The sequence below is a fragment of the Bacillus shivajii genome, assembly GCF_020519665.1.
Lineage (GTDB): Bacteria > Bacillota > Bacilli > Bacillales > Salisediminibacteriaceae > Bacillus_CA > Bacillus_CA shivajii.
Genome location: NZ_CP084703.1, coordinates 1573873 through 1597277, shown reverse-complemented (window position 1 = coordinate 1597277; position 23405 = coordinate 1573873). Strand labels below are relative to the sequence as shown.

General features: G+C 37.9%; 22 protein-coding genes and 1 tRNA gene. 2 read left to right on the top strand and 21 right to left on the bottom strand.

All coding sequences use genetic code 11. The features are described 5' to 3' along the window. Window positions 1-29: 29 nt before the first annotated feature. From LGQ02_RS07770 to LGQ02_RS07760, 3 genes are read right to left on the bottom strand one after another with little or no spacing between them, the layout of a single operon-like run. Complete coding sequence (locus LGQ02_RS07770; protein ID WP_226517623.1) at window positions 30-1580, bottom strand: acyl-CoA carboxylase subunit beta; 1551 nt, start codon at window positions 1578-1580, stop codon at window positions 30-32. 2 nt (window positions 1581-1582) lie between these two features. Then, window positions 1583-2422 (bottom strand): methylmalonyl-CoA epimerase, encoded by an 840-nt coding sequence (mce, locus tag LGQ02_RS07765; RefSeq protein WP_226517622.1) that lies wholly within the window; start codon window positions 2420-2422, stop codon window positions 1583-1585. A gap of 26 nt (window positions 2423-2448) precedes the next feature. After that, window positions 2449-4092: an acyl-CoA mutase large subunit family protein gene (locus LGQ02_RS07760; RefSeq protein ID WP_226517621.1), complete on the bottom strand. Its 1644-nt coding sequence runs from the start codon at window positions 4090-4092 to the stop codon at window positions 2449-2451. 200 nt (window positions 4093-4292) lie between these two features. On the opposite strand from LGQ02_RS07760, the gene prli42 reads away from it, so the two are divergent. After that, the gene (gene prli42, locus LGQ02_RS07755) at window positions 4293-4385 is read left to right on the top strand and encodes a stressosome-associated protein Prli42 (protein WP_226517620.1); all 93 of its coding nucleotides are present in this window, start codon (window positions 4293-4295) and stop codon (window positions 4383-4385) included. A 304-nt stretch (window positions 4386-4689) separates the two neighbouring features. On the opposite strand, the gene LGQ02_RS07750 is transcribed toward prli42, so the two are convergent. From LGQ02_RS07750 to LGQ02_RS07685, 14 genes are all read right to left on the bottom strand, one after another. Continuing rightward, on the bottom strand, window positions 4690-5202 hold the full coding sequence (locus LGQ02_RS07750; protein WP_226517619.1) for a L,D-transpeptidase: 513 nt from the start codon (window positions 5200-5202) through the stop codon (window positions 4690-4692). Between the two features lie 55 nt (window positions 5203-5257). Then, window positions 5258-6226, bottom strand: coding sequence for an aromatic acid exporter family protein (locus tag LGQ02_RS07745; RefSeq protein ID WP_226517618.1), 969 nt, complete (start codon window positions 6224-6226; stop codon window positions 5258-5260). A 189-nt stretch (window positions 6227-6415) separates the two neighbouring features. Then, window positions 6416-6490: transfer RNA gene (locus LGQ02_RS07740), tRNA-Arg, on the bottom strand. Between the two features lie 79 nt (window positions 6491-6569). Next, on the bottom strand, window positions 6570-6920 hold the full coding sequence (locus LGQ02_RS07735) for a hypothetical protein (RefSeq protein WP_226517617.1): 351 nt from the start codon (window positions 6918-6920) through the stop codon (window positions 6570-6572). 100 nt (window positions 6921-7020) lie between these two features. Beyond that, the gene (locus tag LGQ02_RS07730; RefSeq protein WP_226517616.1) at window positions 7021-7449 is read right to left on the bottom strand and encodes a BrxA/BrxB family bacilliredoxin; all 429 of its coding nucleotides are present in this window, start codon (window positions 7447-7449) and stop codon (window positions 7021-7023) included. A gap of 546 nt (window positions 7450-7995) precedes the next feature. Beyond that, complete coding sequence (locus tag LGQ02_RS07725) at window positions 7996-8454, bottom strand: hypothetical protein (protein ID WP_226517615.1); 459 nt, start codon at window positions 8452-8454, stop codon at window positions 7996-7998. 163 nt (window positions 8455-8617) lie between these two features. Next, complete coding sequence (locus tag LGQ02_RS07720; RefSeq protein ID WP_226517614.1) at window positions 8618-9931, bottom strand: dihydrolipoamide acetyltransferase family protein; 1314 nt, start codon at window positions 9929-9931, stop codon at window positions 8618-8620. 31 nt (window positions 9932-9962) lie between these two features. Then, window positions 9963-10946 (bottom strand): alpha-ketoacid dehydrogenase subunit beta, encoded by a 984-nt coding sequence (locus LGQ02_RS07715; protein ID WP_226517613.1) that lies wholly within the window; start codon window positions 10944-10946, stop codon window positions 9963-9965. A 5-nt stretch (window positions 10947-10951) separates the two neighbouring features. Further along, window positions 10952-11947 carry a thiamine pyrophosphate-dependent dehydrogenase E1 component subunit alpha gene (locus LGQ02_RS07710; protein ID WP_226517612.1) on the bottom strand — a complete coding sequence of 332 codons (996 nt, stop codon included), beginning with the start codon at window positions 11945-11947 and terminating at the stop codon, window positions 10952-10954. 37 nt (window positions 11948-11984) lie between these two features. Beyond that, window positions 11985-13412 (bottom strand): dihydrolipoyl dehydrogenase, encoded by a 1428-nt coding sequence (lpdA, locus tag LGQ02_RS07705; protein ID WP_226517611.1) that lies wholly within the window; start codon window positions 13410-13412, stop codon window positions 11985-11987. Window positions 13413-13429: 17 nt separating this feature from the next. After that, complete coding sequence (gene buk, locus LGQ02_RS07700) at window positions 13430-14539, bottom strand: butyrate kinase (protein ID WP_226517610.1); 1110 nt, start codon at window positions 14537-14539, stop codon at window positions 13430-13432. Window positions 14540-14599: 60 nt separating this feature from the next. Then, window positions 14600-15697 (bottom strand): Leu/Phe/Val dehydrogenase, encoded by a 1098-nt coding sequence (bcd, locus tag LGQ02_RS07695; RefSeq protein WP_226517609.1) that lies wholly within the window; start codon window positions 15695-15697, stop codon window positions 14600-14602. A 41-nt stretch (window positions 15698-15738) separates the two neighbouring features. After that, window positions 15739-16647 carry a bifunctional enoyl-CoA hydratase/phosphate acetyltransferase gene (locus LGQ02_RS07690; protein WP_226517608.1) on the bottom strand — a complete coding sequence of 303 codons (909 nt, stop codon included), beginning with the start codon at window positions 16645-16647 and terminating at the stop codon, window positions 15739-15741. A gap of 170 nt (window positions 16648-16817) precedes the next feature. Then, the gene (locus tag LGQ02_RS07685) at window positions 16818-18878 is read right to left on the bottom strand and encodes a sigma-54 interaction domain-containing protein (protein WP_226517607.1); all 2061 of its coding nucleotides are present in this window, start codon (window positions 18876-18878) and stop codon (window positions 16818-16820) included. Window positions 18879-19211: 333 nt separating this feature from the next. On the opposite strand from LGQ02_RS07685, the gene LGQ02_RS07680 reads away from it, so the two are divergent. Further along, the gene (locus tag LGQ02_RS07680; RefSeq protein WP_226518250.1) at window positions 19212-19445 is read left to right on the top strand and encodes a DUF2627 domain-containing protein; all 234 of its coding nucleotides are present in this window, start codon (window positions 19212-19214) and stop codon (window positions 19443-19445) included. Window positions 19446-19490: 45 nt separating this feature from the next. Here the strand turns inward: LGQ02_RS07680 and LGQ02_RS07675 are convergent, their stop codons facing one another. The 4 genes from LGQ02_RS07675 to spo0A form a co-directional block, all read right to left on the bottom strand. Beyond that, window positions 19491-20285, bottom strand: a complete 795-nt coding sequence (locus LGQ02_RS07675) for a hypothetical protein (protein WP_226517606.1) — start codon at window positions 20283-20285, stop codon at window positions 19491-19493. Next, complete coding sequence (locus tag LGQ02_RS07670; protein WP_226517605.1) at window positions 20270-20929, bottom strand: glycosyltransferase family 2 protein; 660 nt, start codon at window positions 20927-20929, stop codon at window positions 20270-20272. Before LGQ02_RS07670 ends, LGQ02_RS07675 begins: the two co-directional genes overlap by 16 nt. Next, the gene (gene steA / locus LGQ02_RS07665) at window positions 20919-21980 is read right to left on the bottom strand and encodes a putative cytokinetic ring protein SteA (protein WP_226517604.1); all 1062 of its coding nucleotides are present in this window, start codon (window positions 21978-21980) and stop codon (window positions 20919-20921) included. Before steA ends, LGQ02_RS07670 begins: the two co-directional genes overlap by 11 nt. Window positions 21981-22557: 577 nt before the next feature. After that, complete coding sequence (spo0A, locus tag LGQ02_RS07660) at window positions 22558-23343, bottom strand: sporulation transcription factor Spo0A (RefSeq protein WP_226517603.1); 786 nt, start codon at window positions 23341-23343, stop codon at window positions 22558-22560. Window positions 23344-23405: the final 62 nt, after the last annotated feature.

The window sequence follows — 23405 nt, the reverse complement described above, 5'->3', positions numbered from 1 at the left end:
TTGAGTCAGACTCTTTCGTATGCAATTAATTATAACGGAATATTTCCGTGTTTTTTGTTCGGTCTTTCTTCATCTTTTCTCTCCAACATATCTAAACTTTGAATAAGCTTCATTCGTGTTTCTCTTGGATCAATGACATCGTCAACCATACCATTGGCAGCTGCTACATAAGGATTTGCGAATTTTTCACGATACTCTTCGATTTTCTCATTTCTTGTCACTTCTGGCTGTTCACTCTCACGAATCTCTTTCGCGAAAATAATATTAGCTGCACCATGTGGTCCCATTACGGCAATTTCAGCATTTGGCCATGCAAAGACAAGGTCAGCACCAATCGCTTTACTATTTAATGCAACGTACGCTCCACCGTAAGCCTTCCTTGTAATCACTGTAATTTTTGGAACAGTTGCTTCAGAATAGGCATATAAGATCTTTGCCCCGTGACGAATAATTCCACCATGTTCTTGTTTAATCCCTGGGAAAAATCCTGTCACATCTTCAAATGTGACGAGTGGAATATTAAAGCAATCACAGAAACGGATAAAACGAGAAATTTTATCTGAAGAATCGATGTCTAAGCCCCCTGCCATTACTTTCGGCTGATTCGCGATCATTCCTACCGATTTTCCATTCAACCTAGCAAATCCGATGACTGCATTTTTAGCAAACGAAGGCTGGACTTCCATAAAGCTATCTTCATCAACAACTTCATGAATCACCTTTCTAACATCATAAGGTCGTGATGGATCGACCGGCACATAATCTAACAAATCATACAAGAAATCATCATTTCTCTCTTCTGTCTCGACTACAGGCGGACGGTCTTCATTGTGTTGCGGCAAGTAACTTAATAGACGTCTCACTTCATGTAGTGCTTCTTCTTCAGAAGCGCAAGAGAAATGAGCATTCCCGCTCGTACTACTATGTACTTTCGCTCCACCTAACTCTTCTGATGTAATCGTTTCACCTGTGACTGTTTCGATCACCTTCGGACCTGTAATGAACATTTGGCTAGTTTTTTCAACCATAAAAACAAAATCTGTAATCGCCGGAGAGTAGACAGCTCCTCCAGCGCAAGGCCCCATAATGACTGAAATTTGTGGGATCACTCCAGAATAAATCGAATTTCGGTAAAAGATATGTCCGTATCCATCAAGAGAAAGAACCCCTTCTTGAATTCTTGCTCCTCCAGAGTCATTTAATCCGATAAAAGGAGCTTTATTTTTTACAGCTAAATCCATCACATGAGCAACTTTCTTTGCGTGCATTTCTCCTAATGCTCCACCGTAAACAGTAAAATCTTGAGCAAACAAAAAGATGAGTCGGCCATTTACTTTTCCATAGCCAGTGACAACACCCTCGCCAGGTGCTGAACCTTTTTCCATCCCAAAATCCATACACCGATGTTCCATGAACGGATTGAGCTCGACGAACGTACCACTATCTAAGAAAATATCAATACGTTCTCTAGCAGAAAGTTTCCCTTTTTCATGTTGCTTTTCAATTCGTTTGTCTCCGCCACCTAATTCTACTTCTCTACGTTTATCATAAAGTTCATTTATTTTATCGTACATATCCATGGCTAAACGTCTCCTTTTTCGTCGTGAGTATCACAAAGTTCAACTAATACCCCTTTCGCATTTTTCGGATGTAAAAAGGCAATTGGGTATCCACCTGCACCTTCTTTTGGCGTTTCATCTATCAGCTGAATACCTTCTTTCTTCAATTGATCGAGTCTAGCTTCAATATTATTAACTCCTACTGCAACGTGATGAATCCCTTCACCTTTCTTCTTTATAAAAGAGGCAACTGGACTATCGTCTGTAAGCGGTTCCAACAGTTCGATTTTGCTATTACCTAATGGTAAAAAGGCGACGCGTACCTTTTGCGAAGGAACTTCCACAATTTTTTCGACTTCTAAGTGTAAGTGATCTAAATAAAATGGCAAGGCATCCTCGATCGATGAGACAGCAATACCAATATGGTCAAGACTATGTGGTGGTGCTAGGACCGTTTTTTCTCCCGGTTCTTTTTCTCTTACCGCTTGTTCAATATAGGCTGCAACAGTACTTGTCGGAGTTCCTGGTGTAAAGATTTTTTGTACTCCTTGCTTTTCAAGCTCTCTGACATCTTCATAAGGAATGACGCCACCACCAAAAACGAGAATATCTTCAGCGTCTTCTTCTCTTAACAACTCAACGACTGCTGGAAAAAGAACATTGTGTGCACCTGATAAACTGGAAAGACCAATCACATCAACATCTTCTTGAATTGCTGCACGTACGATTTGTTTCGGGGATTGTCTTAACCCTGTATATATGACCTCCATCCCTGCGTCACGAAGTGCTTGAGAAATAACGAGTGCTCCTCTGTCGTGTCCATCTAACCCTGGTTTTGCAATTAATACCCTGATTTTGTCCATTGTCTCTCCTCCTAAAAGCTAACGATCTAATATTCACCAAATTCATCCCGTAACGTATGACTGATTTCTCCAACAGTTGCATAAACACGAACCGCTTCAATAATATATGGCATTAAGTTTTCTGTTTCTTTTGCTGCCTCTGATAACTGACTTAACGCTCGATCAACTTTTTCTTGTTCTCGATTTTCTCGAACTGCTTTTAGACGAGTAAGCTGATTTTCCACTAACTCATCATCAACTTTCATTAGTTCAGGTTCTGGTTCATCTTCTAACTCATAACGGTTTACGCCAACAACAATCTCTTCTTCTTTTTCAAGACGCTTTTGCGTTTCATATGCGGAACGTTGAATTTCTCGTTGCATATACTGTTGCTCGACTGCGGCAACTGCACCACCGCGATTTTCAATTTGTTCAATATAGTTAGTGGCTTCCTCTTCAATTTTGTCAGTTAAGGACTCGACATAGTAGGAGCCACCTAATGGATCAACAGTGTCTGCTACACCTGTTTCATTCGCAATGATTTGTTGTGTTCGTAGTGCAATTCTTGCTGAATCCTCAGTAGGCAGTGCTAATGCCTCGTCTTTTGAGTTCGTGTGCAAACTTTGAGTTCCGCCCATAACGGCAGCCAATGCTTGAAGAGCGACACGAACAATATTATTATCCGGTTGTTGTGCTGTTAGTGTTGACCCTGCAACTTGTGTATGGAACCGAAGTTGCCAGCTCTTCGGATTTTTCGCCCCAAATTCTTCTTTCATAATCTTTGCCCACATTCTTCTTGCAGCGCGAAACTTAGCAACTTCTTCAAAAAATTGATTATGACCATTAAAAAAGAAAGCTAACCTTGGCGCAAATTTATCTACATCAAGTCCCGCGTCAATTGCCGCTTTCACATAAGCTTTTGCATTACTTAACGTAAAGGCCAATTCTTGAACTGCGGTTGCACCTGCTTCTCGGATGTGATAACCACTAATACTGATCGTATTAAACTTCGGTGTATGTTCTGTACAATATTCAAAAATATCTGTGATAAGTCTCATTGATGGTTTTGGTGGAAAAATATATGTCCCACGAGCTATATATTCTTTCAAAATATCATTTTGAATGGTTCCTTGAATTTTTTCTTTCGGAACTCCTTGTTTTTCAGCAACAACAATATACATTGCCAGTAAAATCGATGCCGGTGCATTGATGGTCATTGATGTACTAACTTCATCAAGTGAAATTTGGTCTAACAAAATTTCCATATCTTCTAATGAGTCTATGGCAACCCCAACTTTTCCCACTTCTCCTAATGCCATCGGATCGTCAGAATCGTAACCAATCTGTGTTGGCAAATCGAAAGCGACAGAAAGGCCTGTTTGCCCTTGCTCCAATAAGTAACGAAATCTTTGATTCGTTTCTTTTGCAGAACCAAAGCCCGCATATTGACGCATCGTCCAATGCCGACCTCGATACATTGTTCTTCTGACTCCTCTTGTATATGGATACTCACCAGGAAAACCGATTTGTTCCATGTAGTCCTTATCTATTTGTTCTGGAACATATAAAGGGTCTATCGTAATATGTGAAGACGTTTGAAATTCTTCTTTTCTTTCTGGTCTTTTTTCGACTTCTTTTTCCCTTTCTTCTCTCCATCTTTCATATTCGTTTAATAATGATTTTTCATTCATGATGCAGCCCCCTTTTATTAAAAATTTCAAAAAGAACGAATTAACCGAAAATAACATGCATACCTTCGACAAAATCGCAGACAATTCCTGCAATTATATAAAGATTCATTTGAAAATAAGTAAAACTCTTCTCTACCCCTTGTCATTTTTACTGCAAATTAGTAAAATATATACTACAAATGTTTTGAGGAGGTAGAAAAATGCCCCGTAAATATAGAAAATTAATTATATATATCATGGTTGCCACCATGTTTTTAGGTACAGTCTTTGCAGGTGTTGGAGGATTGCTATAAGCAATTTCTCAAACATTTTTTGTACAAGCTTATTTATAAGAAAAGCGCAAGCGCCTATGCACACGAGCGTAAAGCATTGGAGCCCCGGCAAGAAGAAGTCGCTCTATCAAGACTTCAATTGACGTGGCGAAGTGACCTCGAGCGAAGCTACGGCATTGAGTTTGCTTCCTTGCAGCTTTGCGACGAGTAAAACGAAGTGACGCAGGAGTCAAGTAGGCGCTTAGCTAGACATCTATCCAGAGCTCAAATTTTATACTTTCTTACTTTTGAAAAAACAAAAAAGACAGCTAAATGCTGTCTTTTTTTACTCTTTTTTTATTGCCCCCATTTCTTTACCTAGCACTTCAAATGAGTCCTCACGTTCAGTAATAAAGACCTTCGTTCCTAAAGGGACTTCCTCAAAGAGTATCTCAACATCTTCATTTTTCATGCGAACACAGCCTTGAGTTACATAGTACCCTATCGAAGACGGCCGATTTGTTCCATGTATGCCATATGTTCTACCGTCTGTGTCATCCGCATCAAAGCCGATCCAACGTGTTCCTAATGGATTTTTCTCATCGCCGCCCTGAATATCTGTTTTTCGGTAATATGGATTAATTGCTTTTACCGTAACCGTAAACTCTCCTTCAGGAGTTTGTGCTTCCTTTTGCCCTGTTGCAACCCGAAATGTTTGTTTCACTTCTCCGTCAATAATAAATGCAAGTTCATTGGTCGATTTTTTTACAATTAAGTAAGGGTCTCCAACTACCGGATTTTCACCTAAAGGCCAAACAGGCGAAATGACTAAGAGAAAAGAAAGGAGAATCGTTAACACATGCATCACTACCTTTCTTTTTACCCTTAGTAGGCTCGAAATTCGGAGCAATTATTCATCTGAAGATGGAATATTTCTTAATCGGTTTAAAGCGGCTTTTTAAAATTAAATATTGTTCCATCTCATTTAGTAATTGTACATATGCCGACCTCGCTTCAAATTCTTCTCGTGTTTTAGGTAAATCCATTCCTTTAAAACACATACGCAAACTTTCTAACTTCTCTATATAAACATAAGCAGTATTTTCTGAATGTACACCTGCACTTAACTCTTCAAGAAAATCAGCAATCATTTCACCTTGCTTTAATTTTACATCGACAGAGACAAGTAAAGGCATCATTCTTTCAATGATGTCGAGTTGCTTCTCTCGCATTTTAAAGTAATGATAATACTGATCTTCATACCTCAAAATATGGTTTTCTAAGTTATGTAATGCTTTATTTTTGGCTGTATTTAATAGCTCTGCTGCTTTAGTGATTTCACTTCCACCCCAATTACTGTCTCCATTACGAACATAAACCGAGAATTCATAAAAGATTTTTGAGAAATGAGCTTCTAAATTATGCCGCATTGCATCGAGTCCTGATTCAACACTCGGCATATATGTATTCATTAACAATGCACAACCAATGCCAATAACAATTAACGCAATTTCATTAATCACAATGCTTGTGTTCACCATTCCATATGAATATAAATGTAAAATGACAACAGCACTCGTTACAATCCCAGCTTGCACTTTAAATAGTACAGTTGTTGGAATAAATAGTAATAATAAAATTCCCATTGCTAATGGATGGTAACCAATTAATTCAAAAACTAAAGCAGCATACACGATTCCAATGATACAAGCCACAAACCGTGCCCAAGACATTTGTAATGACTTTCTTCTTGTTTGTTGAATGCAAAGAATTGTAATAATTCCTGCCGATGAAAAAAACTCTAGCTCCAAAAGTTGAGCGATCATAATAGCTAGAGATGCTCCTAACGCTGTTTTCACTGTACGTGATCCAATTCGAAACAAATGACTCACCTACCTTTCATGATATAAAGCACCGTTAACTTCCTTGTTATAGTCTTTGTATAAAGTTCTTTTCTTAAAGGTTGTTGATTTAAGGCAGGCTGTTTATTTCTACCCTAATAATGAAAATTAGCCTTACATAAAACAAAAAACTCCTCGCAAGAAATGCAAGGAGTTGAATATGTACGAAGTTGGCGCGCCCACCAGGATTCGAACCCAGAACGCGAGAGCCGAAATCTCGTGTGATATCCATTTCACCATGGGCGCAAAACAGACGGTTTTGAAAAACCGTCTGTACTATCGCAGTATAGCAATAACTCACAAAAAAATCAAGTTATTTTATTTGTTACTTTTCATAGTCATCGAACATCTTTTCAAAACGCTCGTTCATCTCTTCTTTCGTATAACCCATTTGACCTAAGCGACCTGCAAAATTTTGTGCCCATAGAGACAAACGTTGAGCCATTTTTTTATATTTTTTCGCTTTAGATCCCTTTGTTTCTTTCGCACGTGAATCAGAATTAGACATGACATTTTCACTAATAAATAATGCTTTCCATAGCTCATCTTCACCGAATTCGTCTGCACGTTCATTAAATTCGTCGATTAATTTTTTATAAAAACTTTCAAATTCGTCAAATGGAATCTCTTCTCCTAGATTTAAATATTCTTGTATTTGTTTATATAACTCATTCATGGTTCTTTCGTTCACTCCTTAATGATTAACTCTATTTAAGTATGATTGCGAAAAAATTATAGCATAAAAATAGGGAGGCTTCCACCTCCCTCATCACACATTACTTTTTGAAATATTCGTCGAAAGCACGTTCTAGTTTTTGAACAACTTCGATTGGTTCATAACCTTCAATTTCGTGACGCTCTATCATCGTTTGGATTTTCCCATCTTTTACTAGAGCAAATGAAGGAGATGATGGTTCATAGCCCTCGAAATATGTTCTAGCTTGTGCTGTTGCTTCACGGTCTTGTCCTGCAAATACCGTTACGTAGTTGTCAGCTTGAACTTCATAATTTTTCATATATTGCGCAGAAGGTCTTGCAATTCCACCTGCACAACCACAAACTGAATTAATCATAACAAAACTGGTTCCTGACTTACTTAACACAGCATCCACTTCTTCTGGAGTTGTAAGTTCTTGATAACCACCTTCAACCATTTCTTTACGCGCTGTCTGCACGACATCATTCATAAATAATTGAAAATCCATTTTAAAAACACTCCTTCTTCATATCCAATATCTCTATTTTACATTGTATTTAACTACTTTACCAACATTTTCACTTACTTTTGTACGATAACCTCACATGATCATGTCTTTCGTTGGTGACCGTGTCAATGAGTACCTTCTCCATGGCTATGTTATCGTCGTAATTGTAATCAATCAGTTCAACACCGTCATTACTGTTATAACTTTAACGTCTTGTGATTCACCTGTATCATTAATGGCGTTCTGCAAAACCTTAAAGCGAACTCCGAACTATATAAACAAATCTGATTCGGCATTTTTAGTCAATTGTTTGCCGTTAGCAATGTATGTACATCATCATCTAGAGGGACAATACTTTCAACGTATACAAATCCCCTACCTATTCGTCTTGTAAAGACTTTGATGGAAATAAAGAGTAAGAAATAACATCTAAAAAGATCATTAAGCTTACCCTTTCGTAATCAATCCCATTTACCAAAAAAACTAATTAGGATGTTATCGAACACCTTATCCTTCGTAAATAGAATGACTACGATTACAAAAGGATTAAAATTCTTTATGAATGACATTCCACTCTTTTTGTAGACTTAGTAATTGAGGAAGTAGTTGTGTAATTGTTTCGTCATCTCTTTTTTTTACTGCATTTAAAAACTGATCGTGTATTTGACCATGCTTTTCGTACCATCTTTCACTTGGTGAAGGGTGCTCTTTCAACTTCCCCTCTTTCTTCATTTGTTTTAACTTCTTTAAAATGGATTCCCTCTCTCTTAACACTTCTGTCCACTCTTCTTTTAAATCTGGGGAATATTTATCAAGTAGTAATTCAAAGTAATATTCCATATGTGGCCGAATCACTTGATGTTCATAGCTGATTTTTTCATGGCAATTTTCACAAAAATCGTTTTCTTCGCTACCATCCTCAGCAATAACAGGTTGGCCAATAGGAAAAACAAAGGTTAAAAATATAAAGGATAATGCAATGAGACGATAAAGCATTTTTGTCATGTAATTCACCCTTTCTTTTTTTGCTAGTATTTACTGCCACCTGTCATATATGCATATAATAAATGTTCACAAAAATGCACGAGACCAGGTCCCGTACATTTTGCAAATTATTATACAATTAAGAAAAGGCTCGGTTTTTACAACCGAACCTTCTTGGATCATCTTAATATAGAGAAATGGTATTTTCGTTCATGTTCTCTAAGCTATTTTTAATGTGGGACATAAACTTACCACAAATAAGCCCGTCAAGAACACGATGGTCAAGAGACATACATAAGTTTACCATATGTCTTACTGCAATCGCATCATTTTCCAATACGACTGGTCGCTTTACAATTGATTCAACAGAAAGAATTGCTGCTTGTGGGTGATTAATAATTGGTGTTGATTGAATAGATCCGAAAGAACCCGTGTTATTAATCGTAAACGTTCCGCCCTGCATGTCTGCTGAAGATAGTGAATTATTACGTACTTTTTTCGCTAAGTCGTTAATTTCACGCGCTAACCCTTTTACTGTTTTCTCATCAGCATGCTTAATAACTGGGACGAAAAGATCTGTTTCTGTTGCTACTGCCATTGACATATGAACGTCTTTATAACGAACAATCTTATCTCCAGCCCACATCGAGTTAATTTCTGGGTATTTCTTCAATGCATCGACTGTTGCTTTTACAAAGAAAGGTAAGAATGTTAATTTCATGCCTTCATTTGCAAAGAACTCGTCTTTTACTTTGTTACGGTATTTAACAAGGTCAGTTACGTCTACTTCTACCATCATCCATGCATGTGGTGCTTCATGTTTCGACTTAACCATGTTATTTGCAATTGCTTTTCTCACACCGCTAACTGGAATTTCTTCAGCTCTTCCTTGCGGAGTTGTTGTCGGCGTCCCCTTTGGTTGTGCTGGGGCCTGTGGCTTCGCTGGTTGTTGAGCAGTTTGCGGCTCTTCTTTAGCTGCAGGTGCTTCTTGTGCAGCAGGTTTCTTCGGAATGTTTCCACTCTCAACAATTGCTAAAACATCTTTACGTGTAATACGTCCACCACGACCGCTTCCTTCAACTTGGTCTAGGTCAATATCATTTTCTTGAGCAAGACGTAAAACAGCTGGTGAGAAGCGTCCTTTATTTGCTGAATCTTTCTTCGGTGCTGATGGTTTTGATTGCTGTGGAGCAGAAGGCTGTGCTTCCTCTGCCTCTGATGGTCCGTCTTCCTGTGCTGGTTCTTCTTCAGAAACCTCACCTTCAACGTCCATTGTTAAAATAACTTCACCTACAGCGATCGTTTGATCCTCTTCAGCAATCAGTTCTTTAATCGTACCTTCATAAGATGAAGGGACTTCTGCATTAACCTTATCTGTCATAACCTCTGCTAGAGGGTCATATTTGTTCACTTTATCTCCTGGCTGAACAAGCCATTTTGTAATCGTACCCTCAGTTACACTTTCACCTAACTGAGGCATTGTGATTTTCGTAGCCATAAAGTATGTGGCACCTCCCTATGATGATCGATTAAAATTCTGCTAATTCTTTCATTGCTTCTTCAACTTTATCAGGGTTAACCATGAAGTATTTCTCCATTGGTGGAGCATAAGGCATTGCCGGCACATCTGGTCCTGCAACTCGCTTAACAGGAGCATCTAAGTCAAATAAGCAGTGTTCAGAGATGATGGCAGACACTTCACTCATAATGCTTCCTTCTTTGTTATCTTCCGTTAATAGAAGGACTTTCCCTGTTTTTCTTGCAGCTTCAATGATTGCTTCTTTATCTAAAGGATAAACCGTTCTTAAGTCAAGGATGTGAGCATTGTATCCTTCTTTTGCTAAGTTTTCAGCTGCTTGCATCGCAAAGTGAACACATAATCCGTATGTGATGACTGTAATGTCATCTCCTTCACGTTTTACATCAGCTTTACCGATCGGTAATGTGTAATCGTCTTGTGGTACTTCACCTTTAATAAGACGATACGCACGTTTATGTTCAAAGAATAAAACCGGATCGTCACTACGGATTGCCGCCTTTAATAACCCTTTTGCATCATATGGCGTAGAAGGCATAACAATTTTTAACCCGGGTACATTTGCAAATAATGCTTCCACTGATTGTGAATGGTATAACGCACCGTGTACACCACCACCGTATGGAGCACGGAATGTAATTGGACAAGTCCAGTCATTATTTGTACGATAACGGATTTTTGCAGCTTCAGAAACAATTTGGTTGACAGCTGGCATAATAAAGTCAGCAAATTGCATTTCTGCAATTGGTCTCATTCCATACATTGCAGCACCAATACCGACACCTGCAATGGCAGATTCAGCTAATGGCGTATCGATCACGCGATCTTCACCAAATTGATCATATAATCCGTTCGTTGCACGGAATACTCCTCCACGTTTACCTACGTCTTCTCCTAAGACAAATACGTTATCATCACGTTCCATTTCTTCTTTCATAGCTAATGTTACTGATTCAATATAAGACATTGTTGGCATTGTGATCACTCCTCTCCATACACGTGTTCTAATGCAGATTCAGGTTCAGCATAAGGTGCTTTCTCTGCGTAGTCAGTTGCCTCGTCGATAATTTTACGAAGCTTTCCGCGCATTTCTTCTTCTTTTTCATCAGTTAAAAGTCCAGCTTCTCTTAAATAATCAGCGAATGTGTAGATAGAGTCTAGTTTCTTCGCTTCTTCTACTTCTTCTTTCGCACGATATGTACTATCGTCATCATCACTAGAGTGTGGAGTCAAACGATATGATACCGTCTCAATTAATGATGGTCCTCCACCAGAAAGTCCGCGTTCACGTGCATTTTTGATCGCTTCGTAAACTGCAAGAGGGTCGTTTCCATCAACAGTTTCACCGTGGATACCATACCCTACAGCACGGTCAGATACATTTTCACAATTTAATTGCTTTTCTAGAGGTACACTGATTGCATATTTGTTGTTTTCACACATGAAAATAACTGGTAAATCATGAACACTAGCAAAGTTGATTCCTTCATGGAAATCACCTTGGTTGGATGAACCTTCACCAAATGTTGTAATTGAAACAAATTCCTCACCTTTCATCTTTCCAGCTAACGAAATTCCAACAGCATGAGGAACTTGCGTTGTAACTGGTGATGAACCTGTTACGATACGGTTTTTCTTTTGACCAAAGTGTCCTGGCATTTGACGACCACCACTGTTTGGATCTTCAGCTTTTGCAAATGCTGAAAGCATTAAATCTTTTGCAGTCATACCAAATGCTAGTACAACACCCATATCACGGTAATATGGTAAAGCATAGTCTTTATTACGGTCTAAAGCGAATGACGCTCCTACTTGAGCACCTTCTTGCCCTTGACAAGAAATAACAAAAGGAATTTTCCCAGCTCGGTTTAATAACCACATACGTTCATCAATCATACGTGCCATTAGCATCGTTTCATACATTTCCATTACTTCTTCATCTGATAACCCTAATTGTTGATGTCGAAGATCACTCATGAGATTCCCTCCTTAAATACATCCATCTTTTACTTTTTTAACTATGAATCGCTTTGCCATCAACGGCTAAAGCTGCTTCTCCAATTGCTTCAGATAAGCTTGGGTGTGGGTGAATGGTTTCTGCCACTTCCCAATGAGTCGCATCTAATAACTTTGCTACAGCTGCCTCAGAAATCATATCTGTTACGTGTGGTCCAATCATGTGAACACCAAGTAAGTCATCTGTTTTCTTATCAGATACAAATTTAACAAACCCACTAGTATCACCATAAACAAGCGCTTTACCGATTGCTTTAAAAGAGAAAGTACCTGTTTTTACATCGTATCCTTTTTCTTTTGCAGCTTGTTCAGTAATTCCAACACTTGCCACTTCAGGTGACGAGTACGTACATTTAGCAACCATATCAGGATCTACTGGATGTGCATCTAGTCCATCCATATGTTCAACTGCCGCTATTCCTTCGTGAGAAGCAACGTGAGCAAGCTGCAGGCCACCGATCACATCACCAATTGCATAAATGTGTGATTCTTTCGTTTGATAAAATTCATTCGTAACAATCACACCTTTATCAGTCTTAATGTCAGTGTTTTGTAAGCCAATGTCTTCAATATTTGCTGAACGTCCGACAGAGACAAGAACTTTGTTTGCTTCTGCCTTCTTCGTTTCACCCTTATGTTCATAAGGTACTTCTACTTGTCCTTCAGAAACGACTTTTACTTGATCAGATAATACCTTTGCATTTGTAAGGACTTTTACGCCTTTTTTCTTTAGTGCACGAAGCATCTCTTTTGAAATGTCTTCATCTTCTAACGGAAGAACACGTGGTTCATATTCTAAAACAGTTACTTCAACACCAAAGTCTGCAAGCATAGATGCCCACTCAATTCCAATTACTCCACCGCCAATAATAGAAACCGATGAGGGTAACTCCTCCATTTGAAGTGCTTCATCTGAAGTAATGACATTTTCATGGTCAATTTCTAATCCTGGCAGTGATTTCGGCTTACTACCAGTTGCAATTAAAACATTTTTAGGGACAATCATGACATTATCTGAACCGTCGTTATTTTCAACAGAAATGGTCCCTGGTGATGGAGAGAAAATTGATGGCCCTAAGATTCTTCCATGCCCTTCGTAAACATCAATTTTTCCTTTTTTCATCAAATGCCGAACACCTTTGTATAGTTGATCAACAATTTGATTTTTACGCTCTTGAACTTTTAAGAAGTTAAGACCCGGCTCACTCGTTTCTACACCAAAGTCATTACTTTTCTTAACTGTTTGATAGACTTCTGCACTTCTAAGAAGAGCTTTACTAGGGATACACCCTTTATGCAAGCAAGTTCCACCAAGCTTTTCTTTTTCTACAACAGCTACTTTTTTCCCGAGCTGGGCAGCACGAATGGCAGCCACATAGCCGCCAGTACCTGCTCCTAGTATCACTAAATCATATTCTAAAGCCATTTTGAACCTCCTCTAAGTTAGCTATTTAACGGCTCTTTTACAGTACCTTGTCCGTATTCTTTCGCTTCTTCTTCATCTCGTAAGACACGTAATGCCCCTTCAGCTAGGGCTTGTAATTCATTTTCTCCTGGATGCACGATAACATCAGCGATCCAGTGAATACGATCAGAAATCTTCTTAACAAACCCTTTTCCATACGCTAAACCACCTGTAAGGATAATAGCATCAATGTTCCCATATAGTACGGCTGCAGCTGAACCGACCTCTTTAGCAATTTGGTAAGCCATCGCATCATAAACGAGCTCTGCTTTTTCATCACCTTGTGCAATTCGGTTTTCAACTTCAACAGCGTCATTTGTACCAAGGTAACCTACTAGGCCGCCTTGACCGACAATCTTCTTCATGATCTCATCTGAATAATAATCACCAGAGAAACACATTGAAACAAGATCCCCAGCAGGTACTGTACCAGCTCGTTCAGGTGAGAAAGGCCCTTCCCCATGCAAACCGTTGTTCACATCAATAACCTTTCCGTTTTTATGAGCACCTATCGTAATACCGCCACCCATGTGGACGACAATTAAGTTTAAATCTTCGTATGGGCGCTCTAACTGGTGTGCGACACGTCTTGCAACAGCTTTCTGATTTAATGCGTGAAAAATACTTTTTCTTTCAAAATCAGCAAAACCTGAAACCTTTGCAATTGGGGCTAGCTCATCGACAACCACCGGGTCTACAATGAATGACTCAATATTTAATTGATTTGCAATTTCATGTGCAAGAATTCCACCTAGGTTAGATGCATGTTGCCCTGAGTAACCTTCTTTTAAATCTTTTAACATCGCTTCATTAACATTGTAAGTCCCGCCTTCAATTGGACGAAGCAGACCGCCTCGTCCAACGACTGCTGAAAGCTTGGATAAATTAATTCCGCTTTTATCGAGAGTTTCTAAAATCATTTGTTTTCTAAATGGGTATTGTTGAATAATTGAGTCATATGAATTTATTGTATCTTGATCATGTCGGATCGTTTCTTCTAATACAACATGTTCATTATCGAAAATTCCTATTTTCGTTGATGTTGATCCTGGATTGATTGTCAGGATTCGATATTCATTCTGTTCCAAGTCGTTTACCTCCAAACGAAAACTAAAGGTTCTTCCAACAGTGTTCCTTGCCGCTTATTTTTATCGTCCGCGGCTAAGAATGTTCATGCCATTCGTTAAGAATTGTTTGCGTGATTTACGCATTGTTTCAATACGCTCTTCCGCTAAACGATCAGCTGCCATATATGATGGAATGTTATCACGCTTTGAGATTTCAAATATTTTTGAGATGTTGTCATAAATTGTTTCAACTTTTTTCATTGCACGGTCACGGTTATAGCCTAATAATTCATCAGCTACATTAATTACGCCTCCGGAGTTAATAACGTAGTCCGGTGCATAAACAATTCCTTTTTCTTGAATAATATCACCGTGTCTTGTTTCTTTTAATTGGTTGTTTGCAGCTCCAGCAATTACTTTTGCCTTTAACTGTGGTATCGTTTCATCATTAACTGTTGCACCTAATGCACAAGGTGCGTAAATGTCACAATCAACACTATAAATGTCATCGATATCTACAGCTTCTGCTCCAAATTCTTCAACTGCTCTATTTACAGCTTCTTTGTTGATATCAGTAACAATTAAAGATGCACCTTCTTCGTGTAAGTGACGGCATAAGTTGTAAGAAACATTCCCTACACCTTGAATAGCTACTCTTTTACCTTCAAGTGAATCTGTTCCAAATGCTTCTTTTGCTGCTGCTTTCATCCCTACATATACACCATAAGCTGTAACAGGTGATGGGTTACCGGATGAGCCGAATGCTGGTGAAATACCTGTCACATAGTCTGTTTCTGAGTATACAAGGTCCATGTCATCTACTGTTGTACCAACATCCTCTGCAGTAATGTAACGACCATTTAAGCCTTGAATGTAACGTCCAAATGCGCGGAACATTTCTTCGTTTTTATCTTTTTTCGGATCTCCGATAATAACCGTTTTTCCTCCACCTAGGTTTAAACCAGCTGCAGCGTTTTTATATGTCATACCTTTTGCTAGACGTAGAGCATCTTCAAAAGCTTCTTCCTCTGAGTCGTAAGTCCACATTCTTGTTCCACCGAGGGCAGGTCCAAGTGTTGTATCGTGAATCGCGATAATTGCTTTTAACCCTGATTCTTTGTCTTGACAAACTACAACCTGTTCATAATCATACGTTTCCATGTACTTAAATAATTCCATTTCAACATTCCTCCTCATTTTCCTGTGGAAAACTTTTTTATTTATTTTTTGGCTGAGGTACTTACAGCCATTGCCATCGATAATAACTTGCTTTCAACAGAGTCAGCTCTTGAAGTTAAAATAATGGGCGCTTTAGCACCGACGATCATGCCGCCCACTTCAGCTTGACCAAAAATCGTAAATGATTTGTAAAGGGCATTACCAACTTCAATTGTTGGTACCATTAGTACGTCTGCTCTACCAGCAACTTCTGAGTCAATCCCTTTTTGAGTAGCTGCTTTTTCTGAAACTGCAATATCAAAAGCTAACGGACCATCGATTATACATCCTTTAATCTGGCCACGTCGATTCATTTGTGTTAAAGCTGCAGCATCCATTGTCGCTTCCATTGCTGGGTTTACATTTTCAACTGCTGCAAGTGCTGCGACTTTCGGTGTTTCAACTCCGATTCTTCTAGCAGCATCAACAGTGTTTTCAATAATTTGCTGTTTTTCTTGCAATGTAGGATGGATATTCATTGCTGCATCGGCAAGAAACAATAGTTTATCGCGATTAGGCAATGCGAACCCTGCTACATGAGATAAGATTTTCCCGCTTCTTAAACCTTTTTCTTTGTTTAAAACTGCTTTAAGGAGTGTAGAAGTGCCAACCATTCCTTTCATTAATGCATCAGCGTCACCACTTCTAACTTTGTCAACTGCTTTCATCGCTGCATCTTTATCATTTGCTGCATCTTCCAATTGAAAGTGCTGCTGGTCATCTTCATTAAAAACATTTTCCATCGCTGTTTTCATTTCTTCTATCGGTCCTACAAATATAAAAGAAGCGATGTTATCATTCATTGCTTTTTTTGCTGCTTGAAAGACAGATGAATCCGTTGCATGCGCTACAGCAATCGTTTGTTTGTTTTCAAGTTTGCTTACAGTAGCTAGAAGCTCCTCCAAAGTCATGATGTATCCCACCTTTCATGCTGATTTATCTTCCACCACATTATATATGCAATTACCATGCCAACTTTTAAAAAAGCAGAAAACGCTTTCATACGGACGATTTATTAAAAGTGATGTCTGCAATTTATTTCATAGTGTGCAAGATAGTTCATGCAATTTCTTTCTCACTTTTATACAATACCATGTTTTTCGATTTTATAATATAAATTCCGAACAGATAATCCTAACTGTTTTGCAGTTTTGGTTTTATTTCCACCATTTTTTCTAAGAGTTTCTGCAATGATGTTTTCTTCTTCTTCATCAAGTCGTTCTTGTAGTGTCTGTTCAGAGGTCGAGTGGTCATTTGATGATAGTCGATGAGTTTCACTTTGATCATTTATTAAATCAGGGATATGGGAATCATCGATGGCTTTGTCAGCATAATGCATATGGATCATTGCTCTTCCTAATATATTTTCTAATTCCCTCACGTTCCCAGGCCAATCATACACTTTCAATTTATCTAGTGCCCGATTGGTGATATCCTCAACATTTCGACCATAGTCTTGGTTTAACTTCGTTAATAAATGCATACACAAGCGATGCAAATCTTCTTTTCGTGATCGAAGCGGTGGAATATATATCGGCATTCTGTTTAAGCGATAATATAAATCACTTCTAAATTCACCAGATTGAATTTTACTTTCCATATCAATATTTGTTGCAGCAATCACTCGGACGTCAATGGAAATCGCCTTTGTACCACCAACACGCATTATTTCTTTTTCTTGAAGAACTCTCAACAGCTTGGCTTGTGTTTGACTAGAAATCTCTCCAATTTCATCTAGAAATATACTTCCTCCATTCGCTTCTTCAAATAAACCTTTTTTACCACCGCGCTTTGCTCCGGAGAATGCCCCTTCTTCATACCCAAATAGTTCACTCTCTAATAAAGTTTCTGATATTGCGGCACAATTTACCCGTATAAATTTATTAAACTTCCGATTACTTGCATTATGAATGGCATGGGCAAATAATTCTTTCCCCGTTCCAGATTCTCCTCGAAGTAGAATCGTGGCAGGAGTAACCGCTGCCATTTTTGCTTGTTCAATAGCCACTGTCATTTCTTCTGAACTTCCGATAATATCATCAAAGATATATTTTGCTTCAAGCTTTCGTATAATTTGTTTCGCCCGTTCAAGTTCTGTTGTTAATGATTGAATCTCAGACATGTCATGGATAACTCCGACACTACCTTTTAATTCATTATCAACGATGATCGGGGCAACATTTACGATGACATCTTTACGATGAGGGCCTACTTTCATCTTCACTCCGCGCACAGGCTTTTTCGTCCTCAAAACATGCATATGTACACTTTCACCTTCTGATATATCGGTTGTTGCAGGTTTACCTACCACTTGGTCCTTCGTCAGTCCTGTCAATCTAGTATAAGCAGGGTTAATCAGCAACCCTTTCCCTTCTTGATCAACAACTGAAATGGCATCATCTGATGAATAAATAATCGCTTCAAGCATCGTTTGTATACTCTTTAAATTTGTGACTTCTTCGGCCATGTTTTCTATTTCCGTAATATCTCTGAAAACACCAAGTGCACCAAACAAGTCTTCCCCTTTAAACATCGGGACTCTCGTTGTTATAATTGTACGGTTTTTTCCGATTATTTGTTTTTTGTTCGTTTCTGTTTTAGCAGACTCTAGTACTCGTGGCAACTTACTTGTTGGCATCACTTCTTCAATTCGTTTTCCGATAACGTTTATATTTTTCAAATCAGCCATAACTTCGGCCTTTTCATTAATTAACGTAATCCGTCGATCTTTATCGATGGCGATCATCCCATCGTGCGTCGCATTTAAAATCATATTTAATTTTGTATTGTGACGTGTTGTTTCTTCGATTAAATTTTCCTTTTCTTCAATTAAATAAAACATCATCGATGCGACAGAGCTAGGTATAATTGTTATAGGTGTTCCTTCTAATTTCTCTCTTAATTTTTCATATAGCAATTTGTTACCTGTAACTTCAACAATGACATCAATTGGGGATATTTCATCTAATGCCGTTTGCCAATCTGTAAAAACAGGGATTTTCTCTTCTTTTGCCTTCTGTAATCCTATTGATGTAGGATCAATATCAACAACACCCGCAACAGTTATTTGTTCCGTTTCTACTAGTACATCAAGTAAAGATGAACCACCTTGCCCAGCTCCAATGAGTAATAACCTTTTCATAAAGAAAACCTCCCCCACATTTTTTTGTGAGATCCACTATTTAATAAGGTAATTCCTAAAAGATTGTTGCTCTTAGTAAGGTAAATACCTCTCTAATCTGTTATAGTTGGATGCTGCCACTTCTTCAAAATTATTAAAAACAACAATCTATGCGAAAAGAGCCTTTATTAAAGAGTGTGCAATTATTTTCATACCTCTTATTACTATACACATTTTTTTCAAGAATGAAAGGTAAAATCTTTTCATTGCTCATCATTACCTATTCAGCTAAAATAAAAAGTAAGTTTGTCTATTTGATAAGTAAATAGAAAGAAAGGATAGCCATTCATGACGATTCAACGTTTTATTGCACTGTGCATATTATTAGTACCTGTATTCTTAGCAGGTTATGGAATAAAATTAATGAGAGATACTTTATTTCAAAGGTATAATTGGCCTTTCGACTTATTATGGTTACAATTTTTCGCAGGAGTTGCAGCATTTTTAATTGGTCTCTATTTAATTGGAGGATTTATTTTACACAGAGACCGAAAAAATAACAAAGTTGCACCAAAGTTTAAAAAATAGCTTGAAAGGCTGACGACATTGCAAAAAAATATCTCCGTCAGCCTTTTAATTAACCCTTCCCCACTTGTCAACCCCATTTATGATAGGTGTCTTTACGATCCAAGCTTGGATCGATGTCCTTTCCGAAATGATTGTCATTAGTAAACAAAACATCAAGAGTATAATTTGAGCACCTATTGACCAGTTATGGATGGCCAATAATGCTAACCAACCACCAACCAGCATCGCACCATTATCACCAAGCATCATCTTCATTCTGCCTTCAAATACAAACCAAGAGAATAAGACAACTCCTAGTGCATAAATGAAATCCATTCCAGCTGTTAAAAATGGATGAAAAATGAGAATTAAGAGAAAAAGTAATTTCCAAACTCTTAACGGCTTAGTATCCATCAAGTTCATGACATGCGGTGTAAAGATTAGGAGAAAAAAATAAATAAGGAGCACCATAGCTACTGTGCCTTGAGGCATTAATGAAACGTAAAAAAAAGAAGCCACAACCGTACCAACAGCTTTGTACAATCCTGTCGTATAAGTTCTTTTATTAAAAGCATAGGAAAAGTGACCTTTTAGTCCTTTCGGGTAACTGGTGCCATAACGATCATCAACAAACCCTAATCCCCATATAAAAATTAAGAAAACAATTGAAGCATATGTAGTAACTGTAAAAGAAAAAAACAAAAAATCAATGCACATCATTATAATTAAAGTAAACCCACCACTATAGGGAACGTAAAGACCTTTATAATTCGTTGTACTGAAGTGATAACGTTGAAAAATCACATTCATAACAAAAAATACAAAAGGCACGATGAGAATAAACATTATTCCATAAGCCATAATGATTTCTCCATTTCAACGAGTTGTTTTAAGCGATGGTAAAAGCCATACATTGATTTCCCATGTTCTCGATGAGTCATATTTGTTTTTACTTCTTTTAATTTTGCACCTTTCTTTAAGAAAGAAATATTTAATGACATTTCTAACCCAAAGCCGACAGAAGGCATATCTAATATATGAGGAATCCATTCACTCTTAAAGCCACGTTGTCCAGAAAGTGGTGAAGACAAGTGAACACCTGTTTTTTTATAAATAGTATGTGAAGCTCTCCTTTTCACAAGGCTAAAGCCACCATTAACAGGTGGGGGAAAAGTTGCAATTGTCATGTCAACACGACTATCAGTTAAGGGGACTAACAATTTCTCTGCTTCAATGATTGATAAGCCGAGGTCTGCATCTAGCAATAGAACAATTCCCGCCTCGACGTAAGGTAAGCCTGTTTTTACCGCCTGTACTTTACCCTTATTCCGTTCGTGATGAAGCATTTTATCTACGAGCGGCAAAGCTTCTGTAAACGTATTATCAGCACTGCCATCATCGATAACAATCAAGTTATTTATCCACGTACACTGACGTAAATGAGTTAACGTCTCTTTAATCATATCTCCTTCATTGTACGCAGGTATAATAATATCAGCTCTCATCTGCACCCGCCTCCCTTGTCATTTCAAGACCTGAAGTAAGGAGGTCTTCTTCTAAAGAAAAAATAGTTGAACCTCGCTTCCAATCATGAATGATATCTCCTGTAAACATTCTCGTTAGTAAGGTAGAAGCCATTCCTTGCCGATTTTTTTCTAATAACTCTTTCACCGATGACCTGCACCCAACAGTAATAATTTGCTTGGCTCCAGATATGTAAGCTAACATAATCGCTAAATCTTCACTTAAACCTGGAAACGAAACAGTAATTGGCATGATTCCCGCTTGTTGCAATCTCTCTTTTCCTGGAGAATAGCCATTCACATAAGAATGAGCAATGAATACACTCGAATACTTGTCAATATCATCAGATATCGAGTCCATATCACCTATAATATAGTCAGGCATTAAACCGTGTTTATAAAGGGTATTTGCTGCACCATCAACCGCAATGACCGTACCAGACCCTTTCATAAAGGGTTTCAAAAATAAAATCTCATCATGAATACCCGCTCCCCTTGAAAAGATCCAAACTCTTTCCTCCTTTATACTAAATAAACGAGGGAGCTTTTCAATCTCTTGATAAAAGACATCAAGTTCTTTAGCCATGTGAGATAAACTATTATTGACAAACTGTCGAAAAAGTTTAGGAAACTCATTATCCCCTTCTTGTTGACGCTTCAAACAAAGCTCACTTGTATATTGTTCTAGTTCCCCTATAAGAACGAACCCATTCTCATTTTCCTTATACAAACGATTATTATAAACTTGCACCCTTAGCTCATTCGGAATAAAACATGATTTCGTTTTAAATAAATCAAAAACCGGAATACCGTGTTTTAAGATGAATGGAACACCTAAATTTGGAACCTTCCCTGACATCGAACGCTTTAGATTAATTACAGCTTTCACTTTTTTTCTAACAATTTCTTCAGCGCAAACTACATCTATATCTTCATGATTAATAATGATAATTGATTTATCAGGAATAGATAATAGCAGTTTTTTTGTTATATCCCCTTTGTAAGCAGAGCCAACTATTAATCGATTTGACACACTCATGCACCTCTATATTTGTCGTCGTCACAATTAGTATGGTCATTATTAAAGAGAACATGAATGCGAGTGATAAAATGGCCAATTTCTATTTACGAAAAATTCATCATGTTCTACTTTTAATAATGCTTAAAGTGCCACGAGAGGTTATTGTTAAAACAAAAACAAGTAAAAAATAAATATATCGCTCAATCATGTTTATACCTCAAATGGTGAGCTTAGCTGCGTGGTTTTCTTTTAAAGCAAAAAAGACACCACCTTTTATTGATTTGATTTACAAACCAATAAAAAATAATGTCTTTTAGTAAGGCTTTGTTAAAGGCTAGTGTTGATTTCACAAAAATACACTCGCTTGCCGCTGGCAAGGCTTCAGCTAATCGGGGAAAAGCGCCCCGATGGATCTTCAGCTCTTGCTTTCCCCGCAGGCGTCTCGTGATTTTTGAAAATCATCAATGAATATTAACAGCGCCTTTAGTAAAAAAAAAGTGTTTATTTATAATTTAAAAAGAAGTTAGTGGGTTACTATTCACTGTTTAACAGTAAGTGATAACAGTGATAAGTACCGTTATATCAACAGTTAGCTTACTTTATGCTCAATTCGTAGCTTATCTGCCACCATCGCAATAAATTCAAAGTTCGTTGGTTTTGCTTTAGAAACACTTACTGTGTAGCCGAACATTTTTGAGATAGACTCAATGTTCCCACGGCTCCATGCTACTTCAATGGCATGACGGATCGCACGCTCAACACGGCTTGCCGTTGTGTTATATTTCTTTGCAATATCTGGGTAAAGAACTTTTGTAATGGATCCTAATAGTTCAATATCGTTATAAACCATAGTAATTGCTTCTCTTAAATACATATACCCTTTAATGTGAGCCGGGACACCGATTTCATGAATAATACTCGTAATACTTGCATCTAAGTTCATCGGTTTGTTCTCTCTTTGACCGTGAGGTGCTGCAGGAGACTTTACATAGGTAGAACCGTTCCCGCTTACGTCACGCACTTTATTCATTAATGTATCCATATCAAATGGCTTAAGTACATAGTAAGCAGCTCCTAGCTCAACCGCCTTTTTTGTTACATCTTCTTGCCCGAATGCAGTTAGCATTATAATATTAGGACGTTTCGCTAATTGGCGACTATTTAACTTCTCTAAAACTGCCAATCCATCTAAATGAGGCATAATAATATCTAAAATTAAAACATCCGGCTCTTTTTCATCAATTAAGTCTAAACACTCTTGCCCATTATAAGCTGTTCCAATAACATCCATATCCTCTTGCGAATTAATATAATCCTCTAATAAATTTACAAGTTCACGATTATCATCTGCGACACACACATTTACCTTTTTCACTATTTTTCCTCCCCAATCACTTTTTATTTTTTGGCTAACACTTGTATTCGACAAGGAGAATT

Coding starts and splice junctions, on each gene's coding strand:
- LGQ02_RS07770 (WP_226517623.1), bottom strand. CDS start 1,580: ATGGATATGTACGATAAAATAAATGAACTTTATGATAAACGTAGAGAA.
- mce (WP_226517622.1), bottom strand. CDS start 2,422: ATGGACAAAATCAGGGTATTAATTGCAAAACCAGGGTTAGATGGACAC.
- LGQ02_RS07760 (WP_226517621.1), bottom strand. CDS start 4,092: ATGAATGAAAAATCATTATTAAACGAATATGAAAGATGGAGAGAAGAA.
- prli42 (WP_226517620.1), top strand. CDS start 4,293: ATGCCCCGTAAATATAGAAAATTAATTATATATATCATGGTTGCCACC.
- LGQ02_RS07735 (WP_226517617.1), bottom strand. CDS start 6,920: ATGAATGAGTTATATAAACAAATACAAGAATATTTAAATCTAGGAGAA.
- LGQ02_RS07730 (WP_226517616.1), bottom strand. CDS start 7,449: ATGGATTTTCAATTATTTATGAATGATGTCGTGCAGACAGCGCGTAAA.
- LGQ02_RS07725 (WP_226517615.1), bottom strand. CDS start 8,454: ATGACAAAAATGCTTTATCGTCTCATTGCATTATCCTTTATATTTTTA.
- LGQ02_RS07720 (WP_226517614.1), bottom strand. CDS start 9,931: ATGGCTACGAAAATCACAATGCCTCAGTTAGGTGAAAGTGTAACTGAG.
- LGQ02_RS07715 (WP_226517613.1), bottom strand. CDS start 10,946: ATGCCAACAATGTCTTATATTGAATCAGTAACATTAGCTATGAAAGAA.
- LGQ02_RS07710 (WP_226517612.1), bottom strand. CDS start 11,947: ATGAGTGATCTTCGACATCAACAATTAGGGTTATCAGATGAAGAAGTA.
- lpdA (WP_226517611.1), bottom strand. CDS start 13,412: ATGGCTTTAGAATATGATTTAGTGATACTAGGAGCAGGTACTGGCGGC.
- bcd (WP_226517609.1), bottom strand. CDS start 15,697: ATGGAATTATTTAAGTACATGGAAACGTATGATTATGAACAGGTTGTA.
- LGQ02_RS07690 (WP_226517608.1), bottom strand. CDS start 16,647: ATGACTTTGGAGGAGCTTCTAGCTACTGTAAGCAAACTTGAAAACAAA.
- LGQ02_RS07685 (WP_226517607.1), bottom strand. CDS start 18,878: ATGAAAAGGTTATTACTCATTGGAGCTGGGCAAGGTGGTTCATCTTTA.
- LGQ02_RS07675 (WP_226517606.1), bottom strand. CDS start 20,285: ATGGCTTATGGAATAATGTTTATTCTCATCGTGCCTTTTGTATTTTTT.
- LGQ02_RS07670 (WP_226517605.1), bottom strand. CDS start 20,929: ATGAGAGCTGATATTATTATACCTGCGTACAATGAAGGAGATATGATT.